The following is a 17,997-nucleotide window of genomic DNA, read 5'->3' as shown; positions in this document are numbered from 1 at the left end:
TCCTTAGCGTTTTATAACGCAATCCAACGTACATAAAATTATACCCTCACCACCCTATTTTAATACTTTTAAATGCATACAAGTCCTTAATAAATACAGTTGTAAATTGTAAGTTACATTTTAATACAGCTCTTTTATTACAAAACTATTTGAGATTTGAGTAACTAGTTATATCGTGCATGTATATTAATAATAATTAAGGTAATTAAGTGCTTAAAAATAAAACAACTGGAAGCATGTTAATTGTTGCAGGCACAACTATTGGTGCAGGTATGTTGGCACTGCCAATTGCATCTGCCGGGCTTGGGTTTAGTACCGCGCTTGCATTAATAATTGCTAGCTGGTTACTAATGACCTACACCGCACTACTCATGCTAGAGCTACACCAATATGCACCACGCGATGCAACGTTAAATACGTTGGCTAAATTATGGCTTGGAAAGCGCGGACAATACATCGCGAATTTTTCGATGGTTTTTTTATTTTACGCTTTATGCGCTGCTTATATTGCAGGTGGTGGTGCACAACTCCAAGCGCGTATAAATATAGGCTTTGATGTAAATATAGCCCCACAGTTTGGCTCTGTGATCCTCGCTGTTATTATTGCAAGTGTGGTAACGTTGGGCACTAGCAAGGTAGATAAACTAAATAGAGTGTTATTTACAATAAAAATTATTGTATTAGCTAGTTTGTTTTACATGCTAACCCCTTATGTACAAGGTAAGCATTTATTAGAGATGCCTGTAGAGCAAGGATTAATCCTTTCGGCTATACCGGTTATATTTACTTCGTTTGGCTTTCATGGCTCTATTCCTTCTATTGTTAAATATGTTGGTGTAGAAATAAAAGTACTGCGCAAAGTAATGATTGCTGGAGCCGCCCTCCCTTTAGTCATTTATATTTTTTGGCAACTACTTAGCCAAGGTATTATGAGCCAAGCTGACTTACTCAACAGCCAAGGCCTTAGTGGCTTTGTATCAAGCGTGGCAAGTATTGCGCATAACCCAAGTGTGGCAACGGCCGTTAAGTTATTTGCTGATTTAGCACTTGCGACATCATTTTTAGGGGTGAGTTTAGGGTTATTTGATTTTTTTGCTGATACATTTAAAAAAGGTGACAATAAAACGGACCGAATTAAAACGGCCTTAATTACGTTTATCCCGCCGCTTGGCTTTGCATTATTTTATCCTCAAGGCTTTATTATGGCTTTAGGTTACGCTGCAATAGCACTTGTCGTACTTGCAATATTTTTGCCTGTAGCAATGGTTTATAAACAGCGTACAACATCAAGTAAAACAGGCTACAAAGTTAAAAGTGGGAATGTTGGGCTTGGCATAGCAGCTATATGTGGCATAACGATTATTACTGCGCAGTTTATGCAAATGGCGGGACTAATTCCTGCCATCGGTTAAAGCTTTTTTTTAATTTAGATAATAAAAAACCGCACATCATTAGAAATGATGTGCGGTTTTTTATATTAACTGCGTTTATTTACAAACGTCAGCTACAGCATTTGAAAAGTATTCAATATTTGACTGGCTAACGCCTGCAACATTTACGCGGCTAGAACCAACAATGTAAATACCATATTCTTTTTGTAGGCGAGCAATTTGCTCTTTATTAATACCTAAGAAAGAAAACATACCGTTTTGACGTTCAATAAATGAGAAGTCTTGCGCAATATCTTTAGTTGCTAAGCTTTCTTTAATTAAGCTACGTAAGCCATTTATGCGGCTACGCATTTCATCAAGCTCAGAGTGCCATAAGTGTGTAAGCTCTGTACTGCTTAAAATAGTATTAACAATATCAGCACCATGCGCTGGCGGCATTGAGTAAATACTACGTACAACGCTTAGCATTACAGAGTTTGAAATATCTGCTGTTGCGCTATCTTTTGCAATTAGTGAACATGCACCAATACGCTCGCGGTATAAGCCAAAGTTTTTAGAACATGAAGAACAAATAATTAGCTCTTCTACTGCATCAGCTAAAATACGTAAGCCACGTGCATCTTCTTCAAGTGAAGCACCAAAGCCTTGGTATGCAATATCAACAAGTGGTGTAAAGCCAACTTCTTTTGCAAGTTCGGCAACTGTGTTCCACTGTGTTTCGTTTAAGTCCATACCACTTGGGTTATGACAACATGCATGCACTAAAACCACATCACCTTTAGGCACTTGTTTAAGTGTGTTGATCATTTCATCAAACAGTAAGTCTTTATTTTCGTAATCGTAATACGGGTATTCTTTTACTGTTAAGCCTGCAGCTTCAAACAAGCTAATATGGTTTGCCCATGTTGGATTAGTTACCCATACTGTTGCATCTGCATTGCAACGCTTAATAAATTCAGCTGCAACGCGAAGTGCACCCGTACCACCTGGCGCTTGCGCAGTACGTACGCGATTTGCTAGCAATGCTTGATGTTCGCCTAGTAGTAACTGCTCCATCTTTTGGCAGTAATCTAAGTTACCCGCTAAACCAATGTAAGATTTGCTCATTTCGTTTTCAAGACGAAACGCTTCAGCTTTTTTAACCGCTTTAAGAACCGGTGTATTGCCTTGCTCATCTTTGTAGACACCTACACCTAAATCAATTTTATTAGGGTTTGTATCTTGTTTATAGGCCGCCATAAGGCCAAGAATAGGATCTGTTGGTAATGGTTTTAATACTGAGAACATTGGCTATCTCTTATCGTTATTTAGGGGTTAGCTGTTAAGCTAAGCTTAACATAAAAGCACATCATGTTGACTAGCGTTATTTACACTAGAAAGTGAGGAATTTTAATACAACATGCAATTAAAACGGCAAGCGTCTTTTCATCAAAAAAATCATTTTTAAAAGCTTCTGCATCTACAATACCAACGCATTCATTTTGTGTATTAAATAAAGGTAAGCAGGTTTCTGATTTAACTTTAGGATCGCATGTGTAGTATTCACCACCTTGTGATAAGTACTCTTCAACGTTATTAATAATACGGCCCTTGTGAGATAGCGCAACCTGCACGTTATTACTACCTGCCGCAAATGCTTGCGTTAAAGGGAACAACGGACGACTAGGCACACCATGATAAGCCAATTTTAATAGTTGCTTACCTTCACTAGTATTAGTTGATTGATAAATACCATACCAATCAACACTTGTTTGGTGCTCAATGTAGCTCACAATACTTTGTAAATTAGCTAGCTTGAACTGGGTTTGCTCATCATTTTCAAGATAATCAGTTAATTTGAATGGCTCATCTTGTAGGTAACCAAATAAACTACACGCACCGCCCTCGCCAAGCTCAGGTATTTGATACTCCCAACATACATCAGGCAAAGCTGTGTTTGCTAAATGTAGCTCAAGCTTTTCAAGCTCTGTTGAAATCAAAGCTGGATTAGCACTTAGTTGTGCTTTTTTTAGGTAAGAAGAAATCATTTGGCCATCCATACATCTAAAGTTTCGAGAATAATAGCATGGATATTTTTGCAGAGCTAGCTCAACTTGTAGCACATTTCAACTTGGTTACCGCTGGCGTTATAAGTTACCTTTTCGGCTATTTCTTCTAGTAAAGACACCCCTCTACCAAATTCATTATTAACCTTTGCCAACTCATCGTGCTTACTACTAAACCCTCGGCCTGAGTCACAAATAATGAAATATAAACTGAGCGTGTCGGGGCAATAGCGCATATCAATAATAATCATAGCATCTGTAAGTTTAGCAAGAGCTGCCTCTCTTAATTCGTAATATCGAAAAAAGCCGTCTTCTTGCTTTTTAATCTCTGAGTCTAGCCCTAATACACCATGATCAAGCGCATTGTTATAAGCCTCAGACAACAGTAAAAATATATTAGAGCGGTGAGCATTTAACCCCTCAACACTGCTTAAAATATTAACAACGTCGTAAACGGGGTCTGTTTTTTTTATTTGTTCTGAGTTTAAACTCAAAGATAAATTAAACGCTAAAGTAGAGAATGCTTCTCGCTCTTGCTCCTCAGGAACCAAAGGCAGGCAATTTAGTAAAACAATGCTTAAATCATCTTGCTGTTTAGTGCCATCAGCAAAATTAGTAACATTAGCCACTATATCTTCGCTACTAATCATCGATTTACTTTTTAAGGTTTGTAAAAAACGCTCTTCCCCAAAAAATGTATCTTCTTTGTTTGCTGTTTCTATAATACCGTCGGTTGCTAGTACTAGGCGTGTATTACTATTTGTTTCAAAGTGAATAACTTCATATTCAAACTCTTGGTCGTCTAAAATCCCCAGTGCCATATGTTGCGACTCTAATGTTTGTTTTACATTACCGTCTTTATCTATTAGATATGCATCTGGCAGGCCGCCCATCCATGCAGAAATACTTTTACCGGATGCACTAAGCTCTATAATGGTTGCAGCACAAAACATGTGTCCAGGTAGGAGGTTGTAAAGCAATGTATTTAGTTCACAGGCAATGTCATTAATCGCCATGCCTTTTTGTACCATAGTATAAAAAACACGAGAGATAGGTAATGCCCCAATAGCTGCCGCTAAACCGTGCCCGGTAAAGTCTCCCAACATGCAATACAGATTGCCTATTGGACTTTGCGCCACTAAAAACATATCGCCGTTAAACATAGACGCCGGCGATAAATTAAAATCGAGGTATTCTTTAAACTTGCCTTGATTCTCTAATGAGTTATTAAAAATATGCTCAATTATTTCGTGTTCACGTTCAATTTGATTGTGATGATATTCAAGCAGCTTTTTTTGTTGATTTGATTTTTTACTCAACTCTCTGGTGCGGCTATGTGCTTTAATTTTTGCATGCAAAATAACTTTTTCAAATGGTTTATGAATAAAGTCATCGCCACCTACCGCAAGACAGCGCTCAAAACTTGCTTGATCGTCTAAGGAGGTTATAAAAATAATCGGTAAGTATACCTCACTATACTGCTGTTTTATTTTTTCAGCGGTTTCAAAACCATCCATTACGGGCATTAAAACATCAAGTAGAACAATGTCTATTTGCTCTCTTTTAAGTACATTAAGTGCATCTAGCCCATTGTAAGCCAATGAGATTTTATAACCTTCCTGCTCAAGCATTTTACTTAGTAAAATGCGATTGAGCGCCTGATCGTCAACAATCAACACATGTATCATTAGCTAATATCAAACTTTTTATCAAAACGTGAAATTTGTAGGATTTTTCTAAGCTGAGGTTGGCAGTTACTTATCTCGATGGTTTTCACTTGGCTATCAATGGTTTTTTTCATATTAAGTAACATGCCAAGTGCTGAACTATCCATATAATCAGTCTCTCTTAAATCGATAATAACCTTTACTGTTTTTTCGCTCATTTGAGCATAAGCTTGGCGAAAAGATTGCACTAAATTAAAATCAAACTTACCTTTAATTTGTATTGTTAATGTAGTGCCATCGACTGATTCATTCTTAGTTAAACTCATAGTAAACTCCAATAATATTTCCTTTGAACTAAATATAACCTGTTAAAAGTATTTAGCAAAAAGAAAAACACACAACTTCAAATTTGCTATCATTTACACCAGTATTTAATTCATTTTTATGCACAAAGGTAAGGTATGAGTGATAGTCACTTAGTATATTCAACTAGCACGGGTCGCATTGACCAGCCAAAACCAGAAAAAGAGTTACACGCTAAACTTTTTAAAGATGGTTTTATTCGCATTGAGCGTCAAACAAAAGGGCGTAAAGGCAAAGGCGTAATGCTAGTTGTTGGCATTGATCCAAAAGATCACGATTTAAAAAAGTTAGCTAAAACTATAAAAAGCAAAATGGGCCAAGGCGGCGCAGTAAAAGAAGGCATTATTGAAGTACAAGGTGATGACCGAGATAAACTAAAAGGTATTTTAGAAGCGTTAAAATTTAAAGTTAAAATTGCGGGTGGTTAACCCGCAATTTTATTAACTAATTACTTCGCTATTTGCGAGTTCATTTAACCTTTCATACAAATTCGGTAGATCGTGCTCAGCAATTGGCTTACTAAAATAATAACCTTGCACAATGAAGCAATTATTATTTTGTAAAAACTGCATCTGCTCTATTGTCTCAACCCCTTCTGCAACGACGTCTAGCTTTAACTTTTGCGCCATGGCAATAATAGCTGCAGTGATTTCCATATCATTCGTATCCTCTGGGATATCTTTTACAAATGAACGGTCAATTTTCAATATATCAACCGGGAATCGTTTTAAGTAACTGAGCGACGAATAACCTGTACCAAAGTCATCAATAGAAATAGATATACCTAATGCTTTAAGCTCGTGCAATTGTGTAATGGCTGCCTCTACATTACCCATTAGCATGCTTTCGGTCAGCTCTAAGTGAAGGCGCTTTGCTGAAACGCCCGACTTAATTATCATTTTGCTCAGCATTGTAACTAAGCTTGAATCTTTAAACTGGCGGGCCGATAAGTTTATCGATATATTATTTTCTAGACCTTGTTCTGCCAATCTTACGGCAAAATCACAAGACTCTTGAAGCACCCATTCACCTAATTCAACTATAAGGCCTGTCGCTTCTGCAATAGGAATAAATTTATCTGGAGGGATTACGCCTTCAGCTGGGTGGAACCATCTTAATAACGCTTCATAGCCAATAACCTGATGAGTACGGCTATCAACTTGAGGTTGATAGTAAACTTCAAACTGCTTTTCTTTGAGCCCTATACGTAGCTCATTTTCGATAAATAAACGCTCATTTGCGGCTGCGTTTAATTCTTGGCTATAAAAGTGGAATGTATTACGCCCTTTTGCTTTTGCCTCATACATTGCCAAATCAGCATGTTTAAGCAACTGATCTTCCTCTAAGCTGTCGTAAGGAGCCATAGTTATACCAATACTTGCACTGACAATAACTTCGTTACTACCTAGTTTTATAGGCACATTCAGTGTTTTTTGAATTGTATTGGCAACATCAGCCGCATGAGCTTGGCTTTCTATACCGCTTAGCAATACTGCAAATTCATCACCACCTAAGCGCGCTATGGTGTCCTCAGCTCGTAAACGTTTTTTAAGTCTGTTTGCCACTTCAATTAATAATTGATCGCCAGCATCGTGGCCTAATGTGTCGTTAATACGCTTAAATTCGTCTAAATCAAAGTAAAACAAAGCAAATGCATAATGCCCGCGCTCTGCTAATGCCATTGATTTACGCAATTGCATTCTAAAAAATGTTCTGTTGGCAAGGCCCGTAAGGGTGTCAAAGTAAGCTAGTTGTTCCATTTTACGCTGACTTTCTTTTACAAACGAAATATCTTGTGCTGATGCTACATAACTGGTTATTTCACCGCCCTCTTCACGAATTGGCGAAACACTTAAAGACACCCAAATTGGCTCTTTGTTTAAACCAGCTATTAATGTGTCCCCGCGCCAGTAATTACGGCTGCGTAAATCTATGTCTATATCTTCAACTAAAATAGACATTTCTGAGGCAATAATATTAAGTAATGGTGCTCTATTAAAATGGCTTTCTGGATAGCCTGTCATTTCGAGCATTTTGGGGTTTACGTACTCAATGACAAAATTTTCATCGGTGATCACAACCCCAGTGCCCGAGAACGCGACCGCTTTAGATAAACGATTAGCTGCTTTCTCAGCAATTTCTTTTTCTGTAATTCTTTGGTTTAAACCATCAATAAGCTTGCGGATTTCTACCGTCATGTCTCTAAATGAGCCATTAAGGGTACCAATCTCATCTTTGTTTTCTGGCGGAAACTCTGTTGTTAGCTGGCCTTTACCAAAGCTTGTTACTGCATAAACTAAAGTATGTAAACGGCGAAGCACTAGTTGATAAAGCGCCTGATGCAGCAATAAGGCAACTAATATTGCGTATAAAATAAAGAGTCCAAAAAACTTCAGTTTTAAATCTTGTAACGCAGATAACGTTGATGAACGTTTTTTATAAACCCCTATGTACCAATCTAAATCATCAATTTTACGGATATTAATAATGTGAGCTTCATCATTTTGTTCAAATGAATTGGCGTATTCTGGTAACTTCACCGCAATTGCATCGTCAATAATTGACTGCAGTTCTGGGTTTACAAATTCGTTAGTAGCGAGTGCTTTATTGTCACTACCGTAGTCAGCTAATAATGCAGGGTTTAGATTGGGATGGGCTAACAATTGCCCTTTACTATCAAATACAAGTAAGTGTTTTTCTTTATCGCCAACAGGTAAAAATGAAATAAGTTTGTTAAGGGAAATATCGCTTCCCGTTACACCTAAAAACTCGTTATCAACATACACAGGCACTAGTAAGCTAATAACCCACTTTCGCCATACTGTATCGTAATAAACTTTTGACCATGCAGGCTCTCGCTCTGACCCCAACATACTTTTAATATATTTATACGTTGTACCTTGCGTAACTCTAAACTCGGCTGGTGCATTTAATGCCCAGTTTGGAGGAGAAACACGAATGAAATCGTCATCGGTAATTAAATAAAAGTTAAAAAAGTCATGTACCAGAGTCGGAGAAATTATACGCCATAACATTTCAGAATCATTAAATAGGCGTTTATAAAAAGGAGAGTAATTTTGCTGTGGTAAAAATGCTGCTGATAACCCATCAGCCGAGGCACTTCGAATGGTACCATCGCTATTAAACTGTAATTGTGATTTATTACCTAAATTAATTGGTGAATTAGATTGAAAAAGCTGCTCTGTCACTACGTTATTAGCTTGCTGAGCAATATTTATTTTTGTTTTAATACGCTCATTAAACTGCTTCACTAATAAATCTGTAGAGCTTTTTAGCACCTCATGTTCTTCAAAAACAAGTTGTTTCTCTTCAGATTTAAGCATTAAGGCAGCCGCACATACCCCTGCTATTAAACAAATAGCAGATATAAGCAGTGAAAGTTTTACACTTAAAGAATTCAATCCAAAACGAGATGGAGGCCGTCTGTAAACCACGGGTCAACCTTAATTATTAATAATTGTTATTATTTGAACCAGTTAACGAAATATACCAGATCCGCATTCATATTTATAAATTATTTGTAAAGTTTCTATAATAACCACCTAAGGTAAATAAATAGTACCCTAAGCTTATTTAGATCTTTATTGACATTGTTGGCAACTCTCCATACATTAACCGTATGAACATATTTATCTCTCGCACTTTTTTTTCGTTTTTTAGCTTCTTTATATAGAAGAGGCTTACCTGTTTGTGAGATAAAATCAATCGAATAGTAAAGCCTCCCAACAGGGAGGCTTTTTTGTTTTTGCTGTGTAATAACAGCCTACTTTTGGAATGAGGATACCAAAATGACAAATGATGTATTAAATGCATTAAGACACGATATAAATGAAATAGACTCCGACTTACTCGTGTTATTAGCTAAACGCCGTCGCATTAGCCACGGTGTGGTTGAATATAAAATCGCCAACAACAAACCAATTCGCGATGAAGCACGTGAACTCGCACTTCTAGAAAAATTAATTGGTTATGGTAAGTCACTGGGTTTAGATGCTTACTACGTAAATAATGTGTTTCAAACTATTTTGGAAGATTCAGTTTTACACCAACAAGCAATGTTACAAAAAAACCTTAATCCAGATGCACTGAGTGAAACACACCGTGTAACTTATTTAGGTGGTCAAGGTTCTTATAGCCAGCTTGCATGTCATAAATATTTTAGTCGCCGCCCTGGTAAATTAATTGAAATTGGCTGTACATCGTTTGACGAAATAACAGGTAAAGTAGAAAACGGCCAAGCTGATTTTGGTTTATTACCGATTGAAAACACAAGCTCTGGTAGCATTAACGAAGTATTTGACTTATTACAGCACGCACAAGTCTCTATTGTTGGAGAAGTCACTCACAGTGTAGAGCATTGCTTACTCGCAAACCCTGATACTGAACTTAGCCAACTAACAAAAGTATTTGCACATCCACAACCATTTGCACAGTGCAGCCGTTTTTTACAGGGCTTAGGTGATTTACAACACGAAACTTGTGACTCTACATCAAGCGCATTACAATCAGCTCTAAACACACCAAATAGTGCTGCAATTGGCTCTGCACAAGCAGGAAAAAATGTCGGCCTTGAAGTCATCAAATCAAATCTTGCTAATCAAAGCGAAAACCATAGCCGCTTTATTGTTGTTGCGCGTAAACCTCTGCAAGTGTCTAACCAAATTCCAACTAAAACTAGCTTAATCATGTCGACAAAACAGCAAGCGGGCTCACTAGCCGATGCGTTGATGATTTTTAAGCAGCATAAGATTAATTTAGTAAAACTTGAGTCGCGCCCAACTCCGGGCAATCCGTGGGAAGAAGTATTTTATGTAGATCTTGAAGCAAACTTAGCTGATAGCCAAGTAAAAGAAGCACTAGAAGAGCTTAAAGAACACACCCAATATGTGCGTATTTTAGGCTGCTATCAAAGCGAGTCATTACAGGCTGTAAGCGTTAATACCTAATACACACTTTCATAATTAAAAAGGGCCGATATCGGCCCTTTTTAGTAAAAAGTGACAAGTATTAGTCTAAAACTTTTGAATCATTTGCTTTATTTAATAAGCTTCGGCTTTGTGTTAAAAAGTGCTCTGTTGAGTCAGAAAAGTAAACTTTCGCCTGCGCAAAAGAATCAATAAGCGCTGCTTTATTTCCTGCTTTTAATTTTTCCAATGTACTTGCAAAAGTGTCTTGGTACTGTGCGAGTAGGCTCTCTACATCATCGAATTGCGCTAACATAATATCTGAGTACAACTCCGGCGACTGCGCAAATAAACGCCCTACCATCATCAGCTCTAATTGATATATAGGTGACGAGCAACTACGTAACTCTTCTAGTGTATGACTTTGTTTTGCTAAAAACTGTCCGTACACAAATGTTGTTAAATGGCGCATTACCTGAATAATTTGCATTGCTTCGTCGTGCTTTTTAGCATCAAGCTCAACAAGCTGACAACCCCATACTTGTAACTGCTGTAACAAGCCTTTTGCCGCTTGGTGCTCTCGCCCTTCACATACAACGACCGTTTGTTTTACCCAGTGTGATATGTCAGGGCCAAACATAGGATGCAAACCAACCACAGGGCCACTGTGCGCAGCTTTTAGTGCTTTAATAGGCGATTGCTTTACCGATGTAATATCAACTAGTAAACAGTCATCATCTAGTTTAGGTAACTTAGCAACTACTGCGTCCAATGCATTAATTGGTACGCTAATCATTACCAGCTTGGCACCTTTTAAAATATTTTGCGCATCGTTTTGCTGATCTTTATCTAAAACTTTAACTTCGTAACCTGAGCGAATAAACTGCTGAGCAAATAGCTGCCCCATAGCACCTTGGCCACCTACAATAACAATTGGCGAAAGCTCTGGCGCTGCACATGCAAGTTTTGCTTGTTGGTTTTGATAGGCTTCTCGCATCATGCGTCTTAGTATATCTTCTACTAGATCGGGGCTTACATTTTGATTTATCGCTTCTTGTCTTCTTGCCGCTAATAGCTCTGCTTCACGATTAGGTGCATGTAAAGGCGCGCCTGTTTGTTGTTTTATCTCACCAATTTTTTGCGTAATACCATTACGTTTAGCAAGTAAGGCAACAAGTTGTGCGTCGCATTCATCTATACCTTCTCTCAGCTGTGCTAAATCACTTATGTCAGCCACGTTCATACCACCTTAAAAAACAAATAACGTAAATATAAATTTACATAAAAGTAAACTAATCAATACGATAAATACTAACAGGATCAGCTAACTGATAAAAGGCTAAAGCTTAAATTTTACTAATGAGGAAATAAGAATTGAGAATTGAGAATTGAGAAAATAATATTCTAAAACCAAAACGGGTTGCAACCCGAAGGATGCAACCCGTTTTTTTGCGTTGATAAACAGCGCGTATTAGTTAAGTTTTTCTCTAATACGTGCAGATTTACCAGAACGCTCACGTAGGTAGTAAAGCTTAGCACGGCGAACTGCACCGCGACGCTTAACTGCTACGCTATCAATAAGAGGGCTGTGCGTTTGGAATACACGCTCAACACCTTCACCGTTCGAAATTTTACGAACTGTGAATGCTGAGTGAAGACCACGATTACGCTTAGCGATTACAACACCTTCAAAGGCCTGTAGACGCTCTTTAGCACCTTCTTTTACTTTTACCTGTACAACCACTGTATCACCAGGGCCAAATGCAGGTACGTCTGTTTTAAGCTGCTCATCTTCAAGCGCTTTAATAATATTTTGGTTTACTTTTGCCATTATGTTTCTCACTTTCCTAGGTGTAACTGTCTTCTAGCCACAAGCTTTTTGGTACTCTTGCTGAAATTCTGCGAGTAATACCGCTTGCTCCTCAGTCAGAGCTAGGTTATGCAACAAGTCAGGACGTCGTAACCAAGTTCTACCTAATGACTGCTTAAGCCGCCACTTTGCTATCTCTTGGTGGTTTCCACTGAGTAATACAGCAGGAACCTGTTTGTCGTCCAATGTTTCTGGTCGTGTATAGTGTGGACAATCTAACAAGCCATCCGAAAACGAATCTTGTTCTGCTGACTGGTTATGACCTAACACACCTGGCACTAATCGCGCTACTGCGTCAATTAATGTCATGGCAGGTAGTTCACCACCACTCAAAATAAAATCACCAATTGACCATTCTTCGTCAACATATGATTCTATTATTCTCTCATCTATACCTTCATAGCGACCGGCAATCAAAATCAGTTTATTAGAGTTAGCGAGTTCGCCAGCGCCCTGCTGATCAAGTTTGCGCCCTTGCGGGGACATATAAATTACTTTAGCGCCATCACCAGCTGCTTTTTTAGCTTCGGCAATCGCTTTTTTTAATGGCTCAACCATCATTAACATACCTGGTCCGCCCCCGTAAGGACGGTCATCTACGGTTCTATGCTTATCTAAAGCGTAGTCTCGCGGATTCCAACAGTTAAAATCAATTAAACCATTTTTTACTGCGCGACCGGTAACACCTTGGTCTGTAATAGCGTCAAACATGTCTGGAAAAAGGCTTATAACCCCTACCCATAATGAACTAGTTTGCGTCATTAAAACCCTGGTTCCCAATCTACGGTAATTTCTCTTGCGTCGTATTTAACTTCTTTAATAACTGAATCAGTTAAAAAAGGAATCAAACGTTCAGCTTGACCAAATGCGTCTTTACTGTTTGCTTTCACAACTAGTACGTCATTTGACCCTGTCTCCATAAGGTCATCAACAATGCCTAAGCTATAACCTTTATCGGTTACAACAGACATGCCAATGAGATCTCGCCAATAGAACTCACCTTGCGGAAGTTCTGGTAAATGCGCTGCATCCATTGAGATTTCAGCATGGGTATAAGCCATTGCTTCGTCTCGGTCGTTTATCTGCGCAAATTTAGCGATAAAGCCTTTGTTGTGGCGACGCCAGTCGACCACTTCTAAGGACTGCCATTTACCTTGCTGCCCTATCAACCACGGGCTGAAATCGAAGATCCCTACGGGATCATCAGTAAATGAATGTACCTTAAGCCAGCCCTTTATACCATATGGGGCACCGAGCTTTCCTACGACAATTATTGATGAGGTGTTCTCTTGACTCATGGTTACACTTACGCCTATTAAGCCGCTTTACGAGCGTCTTTTACTAACTTAGCTACGCGATCTGAAAGAGATGCGCCCTGACCTACCCAGTGTTCAACACGTGGTAAATCTAAACGAATTTTTTCTTCTTGACCTGAAGCAATTGGGTTAAAAAAGCCTACTTTCTCGATGAAGCGACCGTCACGCGAGAAACGGCTATCCGCAACCACAATTTGATAGAAAGGGCGTTTTTTAGCGCCACCACGTTGCAAACGAATAGTTACCATACCGTCCTCTATAAAGATTGACTGTTTTCATTAATAAGATTTACTCCCCAGAATGGGGAGCTGGGGAATTGTACGAGTTTTTGGCAATAACGCAAGTAAGAAGTGAAGCAAAAAGACAGTTTAGTAGGTTAAACCGTGATCTCAACGACAAATTAGGGTTAAAGGTGTATTACATGCATAATTTATTCAACAAAAAAGGAGCTATTTGCTCCTTTAAATATGATTCGCTATTGTTTTAAAAAATAACTCAAAAGTATTTTTTAAAACTTAGGACCACCGCCACCCATCATCCCAGGTGGTAACATGCCTTTCATACCGCGCATCATTTTAGTCATGCCGCCTTTACCTTTCATCTTTTTCATCATTTTTTGCATTTGCGTAAACTGCTTAAGCAACTTATTAATCTCTTGTACTTGTGTACCAGAGCCTGCTGCTATACGTTTTTTACGCGAACCTTTGATGATTTCTGGACGTGCGCGCTCTTTTTTAGTCATTGAGCTAATAATAGCTTCCATTTGGATAAATGTTTTGTCACCCATTTGGCCTTTAACAGCATCTGGTAAGTTAGACATACCAGGGAGCTTATCAAGCATCGACATCATGCCACCCATATTTTTCATTTGCTTTAATTGATCAGCAAAGTCGTCAAGGGTAAAACCGGCACCTTTAAATACTTTTTCAGCAACTTTGGCAGCTTGCTCTTTATCTACTTTCATTTCGACTTCTTCGATTAATGAAAGTACATCACCCATACCTAAAATACGCGACGCTATACGGTCTGGATGAAAAGGCTCTAGTGCGTCAGTACGCTCACCCACACCCATAAATTTAATTGGTTTGCCTGTGATATGACGAATAGATAAAGCAGCACCACCACGTGCATCACCATCGGTTTTTGTTAATATTACACCGGTTAGTGGCAGGGCTTCGTCAAATGCTTTAGCTGTATTTGCCGCATCTTGACCCGTCATTGCATCAACAACGAATAAAGTTTCAATTGGGTTGATTGCTTTGTGAAGATCTTTAATCTCGTCCATCATGTTGCTGTCAACATGTAAACGACCTGCGGTATCAACAAGTACCACATCTATAAATTTCTTTTTAGCATGAGAAATTGCAGCGTTTGCAATATCCACTGGCTTTTGCGAAATATCACTTGGAAAGAAATCAACGTCAACTTCTGTAGCAAGCGTTTCTAGCTGTTTAATCGCAGCAGGGCGATAAACATCGGCACTTACTACAAGCACTGATTTCTTTTTGCGTTCTTTTAAAAACTTAGCAAGCTTAGCTACACTGGTGGTTTTACCCGCACCTTGCAGACCCGCTACCATAACAACGGCTGGCGGTTGTGCATTTAGGCTTAGCTCTTCATTGGCCTCACCCATTGCTTTTTCTAGTTCTTCACGCACTATTTTTATAAATACTTGGCCTGGGCTTAAGCTTTTTGTAACTTCAACCCCAACTGCACGTTCTTTAACTTGTTTTACAAACTCGCGAACAACAGGCAGTGCCACATCGGCTTCTAAAAATGCCATACGCACTTCGCGAAGTGTGTCTTTTATGTTGTCTTCAGTCAGACGGCCACGGCCACTGATATTTTTTAAGGTTTTACCTAATCGTTCTTGGAGGTTCTCAAACATGTAACGGTTCCGATAAGACGTTTATATCAATCCATTAAAATTTTACGGTTAGTTTAATTTTCAATTAACCAGGATTGACTTATTAAGTTTCAATTAAAAGTAGTATACCGTATATAGCGTCTTACAATACAGTGTTCAAGTGCACCTTGTTGAGTTTCTTTTTTTAAGGTCTATGCATTTGCTTTGCTATAAAATACAATGGCTATATAACAACAAGGATTATTTTGTCTCAAATTAAGTGGCCCAAGCACAATGCTGATTATTAGTTTAACTATTATTGCCAGTTTATTTTATGTGTTAGCAACGTCTCACGTGCTCTCACGCCTGTTTCATCAACAAGGCCCTAGCCAAAAGGTAACCGTCATATTGAGCACTGTTGCTATAGTGGCGCATATGCTGCTGTTAGTTAACTCTGTTTTTAGATCCGACGGTCAAGACTTAAGTATTGTAAACGTCTCCCTTTTAACATGCTGGGTTATTGTCGTTTCAGTAACAGCTGTGTCGCTAAAGTTCCCTGCCACTTTATTATTGCCCGTTGTTTATGGTTTTGGTGCTTTACTTACCATTGCCAGTTTATTTATTCCTCATCATATTTTACTGCAAAGCATTAATATTGAGGTTGGCTTAGTAACACACATTTCCTTATCCCTATTGGCCTACTGTATTTTAATTATTGCTACTTTATATGGTGTACAGTTCTACTTTATTGATAAACGTTTAAAACGTAAAGATTTAGCAATTGTGCATAGTCACCTTCCGCCTTTGATGGTTGTTGAGCGCCAGCTTTACCAACTCCTTAATTTAGGCACCATATTACTCACGTTCGCATTACTCTCGGGGTTTGTATTTCTTGATGGGATGTTTGCTAAAGAGTTCATTCATAAAACGATATTGTCGTTAGTTGCGTGGGCTATTTTTGCCATTGCAGCCATCGGGCATATGAAAAAGGGTTGGCGCGGTAAACCTGTGGTTATTACGATCATGGTCGCTGCATTTGTCCTCACACTCGCATATTTTGGCAGCCGTTTCATACAAGAAGTGATACTAAATAAGTTTTAACTTGACTCTGCTTGCTCACTCTAGCTTAATACGCATTGATTTATAAGAAAAGGATCCATCGTTGGACGACATATCGACAAGTACCCTATTTATCATTTTAGGTTTTTTGGTGCTTTTTTCTGCTTATTTTTCTGGTTCAGAAACCGGAATTATGTCAATCAATCGTATACGCCTGCGACACCTCGCTAAAGAGGATCATCGTGCAGCTAAACGAGTCAGTAAATTACTTAGCCGTCCAGATAGGCTCATCGGTTTAATCTTAATTGGCAATAATCTTGTCAATATAGCTGCAGCTCAAGTTGCTACCATTATAGGTATTCGCCTTTACGGTGACCTTGGTATTGCTATCGCTACGGGTGTGTTAACTTTAGTCGTGCTTATATTTGCCGAAGTAACACCTAAAACTCTTGCTGCCCTCTATCCTGAAAAAGTTGCCTTTCCAAGCTCAATAATACTTAAAGGGTTACTAAAAATTCTTTTTCCTTTTGTTGTTATCGTTAACTGGATGACCAACGGGATATTGCGATTATTTGGTATTAGTGCCGCTCAAATCGACGAGCACAGCATGAGCAAAGAAGAATTAAAAACAGTGCTCAATGAGTCTGGCGCTCTTATCCCTGCTCGCCATCAAAGTATGCTGACCTCAATTTTAGATTTAGAGCAAGTAACCGTTGAAGATATCATGATCCCACGTAACGAAATTGTGGCTATTGATATTAATGATGATTGGAAACTAATTAGTCGCCAGCTTACCCATGCACAACATACTCGCGTGTTGTTGTATCGCGACAATATAGATGACGCAGTAGGCTTTATTCACTCTCGAGATGCACTTCGTCTACTTACAAAAGAGCAATTTGATAAACCATCTTTGCTGCGTGCTGTACGCGAAATTTACTTTATCCCAGAGGGAACATCACTTAACACTCAGCTGTTAAAGTTTCAGCAGTCTAAAGAGCGTATTGGCTTAGTAGTAGACGAGTATGGCGATATTCAAGGTTTAGTAACGCTTGAAGATATTTTAGAAGAAGTTGTTGGCGATTTTACAACTACACAAACTCGTACGCCAAGCGAAGAAGTAGAAACACAAACTGATGGCTCTTGTATTGTAGATGGCGGCGCTAACGTACGCGATTTAAATAAAGAGATGGGTTGGGATTTCCCACTAGACGGCCCAAAAACTTTGAGTGGTTTAATTGTTGAATACTTGGAAGATATTCCCGATGCAAATATTAGTCTACGTATTGCGGGCTACCCTATTGAAGTACTCGAAGTAAAAGAGAATATGATAAAACAGGTGAAGATTCAGCCTAATAAGCGTTCTCGCTAAGTATAAAAGGAGCCGATTGGCTAATGCCAGTCAGTTAAGCTGACTGGCATCTTTCTTTTTATGGGGATACTTAGATGGTTTTGGCTTAACCCATCGGGGATATCTTCTATCCTCTCGTCTAGCTGGAAGCTTAAATAAGACCA

Annotated in this window: 16 protein-coding genes; 5 read left to right on the top strand and 11 right to left on the bottom strand. The window is 38.7% G+C overall.

Features of this window, described 5'->3' with window-relative positions; genetic code table 11:
• The first annotated feature begins 209 nt into the window (after positions 1-209).
• Positions 210-1,412, top strand: coding sequence for an aromatic amino acid transport family protein (locus tag H5115_RS14675; RefSeq protein ID WP_182756031.1), 1,203 nt, complete (start codon positions 210-212; stop codon positions 1,410-1,412).
• Between the two features lie 75 nt (positions 1,413-1,487).
• Here H5115_RS14675 and H5115_RS14670 read toward each other — a convergent pair whose 3' ends face one another.
• From H5115_RS14670 to H5115_RS14655, 4 genes are all read right to left on the bottom strand, one after another.
• On the bottom strand, positions 1,488-2,678 hold the full coding sequence (locus tag H5115_RS14670) for an amino acid aminotransferase (protein WP_182756029.1): 1,191 nt from the start codon (positions 2,676-2,678) through the stop codon (positions 1,488-1,490).
• Positions 2,679-2,758: 80 nt separating this feature from the next.
• Positions 2,759-3,418, bottom strand: coding sequence for a GAF domain-containing protein (locus tag H5115_RS14665; RefSeq protein WP_182671246.1), 660 nt, complete (start codon positions 3,416-3,418; stop codon positions 2,759-2,761).
• A 56-nt stretch (positions 3,419-3,474) separates the two neighbouring features.
• The gene (locus H5115_RS14660; protein WP_182756027.1) at positions 3,475-5,124 is read right to left on the bottom strand and encodes a SpoIIE family protein phosphatase; all 1,650 of its coding nucleotides are present in this window, start codon (positions 5,122-5,124) and stop codon (positions 3,475-3,477) included.
• Entirely contained in the window at positions 5,124-5,429 is a 306-nt protein-coding gene (locus H5115_RS14655; RefSeq protein ID WP_002962948.1) for an STAS domain-containing protein, read from the bottom strand. The genes H5115_RS14660 and H5115_RS14655 overlap by 1 nt, the downstream gene beginning before the upstream one ends.
• A 135-nt stretch (positions 5,430-5,564) precedes the next feature.
• Between H5115_RS14655 and H5115_RS14650 the strand changes: the two genes are divergently transcribed.
• Positions 5,565-5,894, top strand: a complete 330-nt coding sequence (locus H5115_RS14650) for a translation initiation factor (RefSeq protein WP_002962947.1) — start codon at positions 5,565-5,567, stop codon at positions 5,892-5,894.
• 12 nt (positions 5,895-5,906) lie between these two features.
• Here the strand turns inward: H5115_RS14650 and H5115_RS14645 are convergent, their stop codons facing one another.
• Positions 5,907-8,921, bottom strand: coding sequence for an EAL domain-containing protein (locus H5115_RS14645; protein WP_182756025.1), 3,015 nt, complete (start codon positions 8,919-8,921; stop codon positions 5,907-5,909).
• A 354-nt stretch (positions 8,922-9,275) separates the two neighbouring features.
• Between H5115_RS14645 and H5115_RS14640 the strand changes: the two genes are divergently transcribed.
• Positions 9,276-10,433, top strand: a complete 1,158-nt coding sequence (locus H5115_RS14640) for a chorismate mutase (RefSeq protein ID WP_002962945.1) — start codon at positions 9,276-9,278, stop codon at positions 10,431-10,433.
• 61 nt (positions 10,434-10,494) lie between these two features.
• Here the strand turns inward: H5115_RS14640 and tyrA are convergent, their stop codons facing one another.
• The 6 genes from tyrA to ffh all read right to left on the bottom strand — a co-directional run bounded on the left by tyrA (position 10,495) and on the right by ffh (position 15,465).
• Entirely contained in the window at positions 10,495-11,628 is a 1,134-nt protein-coding gene (gene tyrA, locus H5115_RS14635) for a bifunctional chorismate mutase/prephenate dehydrogenase (RefSeq protein ID WP_182756024.1), read from the bottom strand.
• Between the two features lie 234 nt (positions 11,629-11,862).
• The gene (gene rplS, locus H5115_RS14630) at positions 11,863-12,222 is read right to left on the bottom strand and encodes a 50S ribosomal protein L19 (RefSeq protein WP_002962189.1); all 360 of its coding nucleotides are present in this window, start codon (positions 12,220-12,222) and stop codon (positions 11,863-11,865) included.
• A 33-nt stretch (positions 12,223-12,255) separates the two neighbouring features.
• Positions 12,256-13,023 (bottom strand): tRNA (guanosine(37)-N1)-methyltransferase TrmD, encoded by a 768-nt coding sequence (trmD, locus tag H5115_RS14625; RefSeq protein ID WP_149594286.1) that lies wholly within the window; start codon positions 13,021-13,023, stop codon positions 12,256-12,258.
• Complete coding sequence (gene rimM / locus H5115_RS14620; RefSeq protein WP_182756022.1) at positions 13,023-13,559, bottom strand: ribosome maturation factor RimM; 537 nt, start codon at positions 13,557-13,559, stop codon at positions 13,023-13,025. Before rimM ends, trmD begins: the two co-directional genes overlap by 1 nt.
• Positions 13,560-13,576: 17 nt before the next feature.
• Positions 13,577-13,825 carry a 30S ribosomal protein S16 gene (gene rpsP / locus H5115_RS14615; RefSeq protein WP_002962192.1) on the bottom strand — a complete coding sequence of 83 codons (249 nt, stop codon included), beginning with the start codon at positions 13,823-13,825 and terminating at the stop codon, positions 13,577-13,579.
• A 260-nt stretch (positions 13,826-14,085) separates the two neighbouring features.
• A complete protein-coding gene (ffh, locus tag H5115_RS14610; protein ID WP_002962194.1) occupies positions 14,086-15,465 on the bottom strand; it encodes a signal recognition particle protein in 1,380 nt (459 codons plus the stop codon).
• 252 nt (positions 15,466-15,717) lie between these two features.
• On the opposite strand from ffh, the gene H5115_RS14605 reads away from it, so the two are divergent.
• The gene (locus H5115_RS14605) at positions 15,718-16,524 is read left to right on the top strand and encodes an inner membrane protein YpjD (RefSeq protein WP_182756020.1); all 807 of its coding nucleotides are present in this window, start codon (positions 15,718-15,720) and stop codon (positions 16,522-16,524) included.
• A 61-nt stretch (positions 16,525-16,585) separates the two neighbouring features.
• A complete protein-coding gene (locus tag H5115_RS14600) occupies positions 16,586-17,854 on the top strand; it encodes an HlyC/CorC family transporter (protein ID WP_002962198.1) in 1,269 nt (422 codons plus the stop codon).
• The last annotated feature ends 143 nt before the right edge of the window (positions 17,855-17,997 follow it).

It is taken from the genome of Pseudoalteromonas sp. SR44-2 (assembly GCF_014163745.1).
Taxonomy (GTDB): Bacteria; Pseudomonadota; Gammaproteobacteria; order Enterobacterales; family Alteromonadaceae; genus Pseudoalteromonas; species Pseudoalteromonas distincta.
Note: the sequence above shows the minus strand (reverse complement) of the source record. Positions and strands in the feature narration are given on the sequence as shown.